The 3,036-nt window shown below is 69.3% G+C and carries 4 protein-coding genes; 1 reads left to right on the forward strand and 3 read right to left on the reverse strand.

All coding sequences use genetic code 11. The annotated features are described in order from the left end of the window. A partial coding sequence (locus N878_RS16450; protein WP_021444703.1) for a glycosyltransferase occupies positions 1–633 on the forward strand: 633 nt, incomplete at its 5' end. Positions 634–762: 129 nt separating this feature from the next. On the opposite strand, the gene N878_RS16455 is transcribed toward N878_RS16450, so the two are convergent. The 3 genes from N878_RS16455 to N878_RS16465 all read right to left on the reverse strand — a co-directional run. Beyond that, positions 763–1,872, reverse strand: coding sequence for an NADH:flavin oxidoreductase (locus N878_RS16455; RefSeq protein WP_021444704.1), 1,110 nt, complete (start codon positions 1,870–1,872; stop codon positions 763–765). 57 nt (positions 1,873–1,929) lie between these two features. Beyond that, the gene (locus N878_RS16460; protein ID WP_031303298.1) at positions 1,930–2,520 is read right to left on the reverse strand and encodes a TetR/AcrR family transcriptional regulator; all 591 of its coding nucleotides are present in this window, start codon (positions 2,518–2,520) and stop codon (positions 1,930–1,932) included. 200 nt (positions 2,521–2,720) lie between these two features. Beyond that, the coding region (locus N878_RS16465) for a polyphenol oxidase family protein (protein ID WP_031303299.1) at positions 2,721–3,036 on the reverse strand (316 nt) is incomplete at its 5' end.

Consider the following 3,036-nt stretch of genomic DNA (forward strand, 5'->3'; position numbering starts at 1 on the left):
CGCAGCGAGGCGCTGCGCGCCAGCTGGGGCCTGGGCCCGGACGAGCTGGCCGTGCTGCATGTCGGCCGCCTGGCCGCGGAGAAGAACCTCGGCCTGCTGGGCAAGGCCTTCACCGCCCTGCAGGCGAGCCAGCCGCGGCGACGCATGCGCCTGATCCTGGTGGGCGACGGCCCGCAGCGCGCCAGTCTCCAGGCGCAGCTGCCGGACGCGGTGTTCTGTGGCCTGCAACGCGGCGAGGCGCTGGCCGCACACTATGCCTCGGGCGATTTGTTCCTGTTTCCCAGCCTGTCGGAGACCTTCGGCAACGTGGTGCTGGAGGCGCTGGCCTCGGGCCTCGGCGTGGTGGCCTACGACCAGGCCGCCGCCGCCCAGCATATCCACCACGGGCACAACGGCGCCCTCGCCCGCCCTGGCGACGAGCACGGCTTCTGCGAGGCGGCCTGCTGGCTGCTGGAAGACGGCGAGACCCTGCGCCGGGTTCGCCTCAATGCCCGCCAGCACGCCGGCAGACAGGGCTGGGACGGCATCGTCCAGCTGTTCGAACAGCACCTGCGCGGCGCCCTGCAGGCACCGCCCAAGGTCGCCGACAGGGCTGGCGCGGCCGCAATCCGGGGCAAGGCGCCCGGGCCCTGAGCCCTGCCGGATTGCAGCCGGGCTAGGCAGCCGAGGCGCACCCCGCCCCCCTGCCAGCGGGCGTAAAAAAGCCCCGATGTGCCGGGGCTCGAAAGTGGGCGCCGCAAACCGGCGCCCGGGGAAGAAGCCTCAGACCAGCTGCATCAGCGCATCGCGGCTGAACGGCAGGATGTCGCCCTCGCGCCCTTCGCGCACCTTCAGCGCCCAGTCCGGGTCGACCAGCAGCGCGCGGCCCACCGCCACCAGGTCGAACTCCTGCTTGTGCAACCGCTCGAGCAGGTTGTCGATGCTGGCCGGCTCGGCGACCTTGTCGGTCTTGACCATGAACTGCAGGAACTCGCCGTCCAGGCCGACGCTGCCGACGGTGATGGTCGGCTTGCCGGTGAGCTGACGGGTCCAGCCGGCCAGGTTGAGGTCGCTGCCGGCGAACTCCGGCTCCCAGAAGCGCCGGGTCGAGCAGTGGAAGATATCCACGCCGGCCTCGGACAGCGGCTTGAGGAAGGCCTCCAGCTCCTCGGGGCTCTGCACCAGGCGCGCGCTGTAGTCCTGCTGCTTCCACTGCGAGAAGCGCAGGATGATCGGGAAGTCCGGGCCGACCGCGGCGCGCACCGCCTGGATCAGCTCGATGGCGAAGCGCGAGCGGCCGGCCAGGTCGCCACCGTACTCGTCCGTGCGCTGGTTGCAGCCTTCCCAGAAGAACTGGTCGATCAGGTAGCCGTGGGCGCCGTGGATCTCCACACCGTCCATGCCGATGGCCTTGGCATCGCGCGCGGCCTGGGCGAAGGCGGCGATCACCTCGTCGATATCCTGTTTGCTCATGCCGTGTACCACGACATTGCCGTCCTTGAGCTTCTCCATCGGCCCGTAGCCCGGCACGCCGGCGTCCGGCTCGGTACCCAGGCGACGCACGTTGCCCACGTGCCACAGCTGCGGAACTATCTTGCCGCCCTCTGCATGCACCGCCTCGACCACCTGCTTCCAGCCGGCCAGGGCGTCCTCGCCATGGAAACGCGGCACGTTGGGGTAGCCGTTGGCGGCCTGGTGGCCGACCGTGGTGCCCTCGGTGATGATCAGGCCGACGCCGGCGGCGGCGCGGCGGCGGTAGTACTCCACCACCTGGGCGTTGGGCACGCCGCCGGGGGAGAAGGAACGGGTCATCGGCGCCATCACCACGCGGGTCGGCAGCTCCAGGTTGCCGAGGCGGAAGGGGGCGAACAGGGCTTGTACGGGGGCGCTCATGGGGTCTCCTGGGGCCGGCCAACCGACCGGTCGTCTCGTTTCAAGGGGCAAGAAAAATCAGGCCTGCAGCAGACGCTCCAGGCGTAACACGAAAGCTTCCAGCGGCTGCAGGCTGCGGCCCACCTTGAGCCGCGCCAGCACGCCCTGCCAGGCGTTGGCGATAAAGATCGCAAGGTTGCCGCAGTCCTCGTCGGCGCTCAGCTCGCCGCTGGCGCGCGCCTGCTCCAGGCACTGGCGCAGTATCTCCACCGAGGCCTGCTGGATGGCCTCCACTTCGGCGCCGATGGCCGGCAGCATCTCGCTCATCTCGAAACTCAGGCTGCCGATGAAGCAGTGGTACTGCGGCGAGTCCTGGCGGGCGAAGTGCGCCAGCAGGTCGCGGTAGTAGCCGAGGATGCGCGCCCGCGGGCTCAGCGCCGGGTTGCCCAGCGCCTGGGCATAACGCTCCAGCCGCGGGCGGTAGATAAAGGCCAGCGCCTGCAGGGCGAAGTCTTCCTTGCTGGCGAAGTAGTGATAGAAGCTGCCCTTGGGAATCCCGGCGGCCTGGACGATCTCCTGTACCCCGGTGCCGTGGTAGCCGCGCCGGGTCATCACCGCCGAGCCCTTGCTCAGGATCAGGTCGCGCTTGTCGAGTCGAATGCTGTTCATGGCGCCGAGCATATGACCGGTCGTCTCGCTCGGCACAGCACTATTGATGATGGTGATTAAGAGCTACAAAAGCGCCGATTAGCGGAGATGGCGGGATGGCGGGAGGCGGGATGGCCGTAGGGTGGATATCGCTTTTTATATCCACCAGAGCGGTGGATCGATAAAGCGCGATCCACCCTACGCGGCCGGGGTAGCCCGACTCAGGGCTGCAGCCAGATCAGCGAGGCGAAGCGCCCGGTGCGTGGGCTGCGCCGGTAGGAGTAGAAGCGCGGATCGTTGTAGGTGCACAGCCCTCCGCCGCTGACCGCAGTGACGCCGATGGCGGCCAGGCGGATGCGCGCCAGCTGGTAGATATCGGCCATGTACTTGCCGGCATTGGTGCCGGGCACGAAGGCGCTTGCCGCTTCGCCGTGCTGGCCGACGAAGGCCTCGCGCACCTCGGCGCCGACCTCGAAGGCCGCCGGGCCGATGGCCGGGCCGAGCCAGACCAGCAGGTCCATCGGGCGCCACGCCGAG

Source organism: Pseudomonas sp. EGD-AK9 (genome assembly GCF_000465935.2).
Classification (GTDB): Bacteria; Pseudomonadota; Gammaproteobacteria; order Pseudomonadales; family Pseudomonadaceae; genus Aquipseudomonas.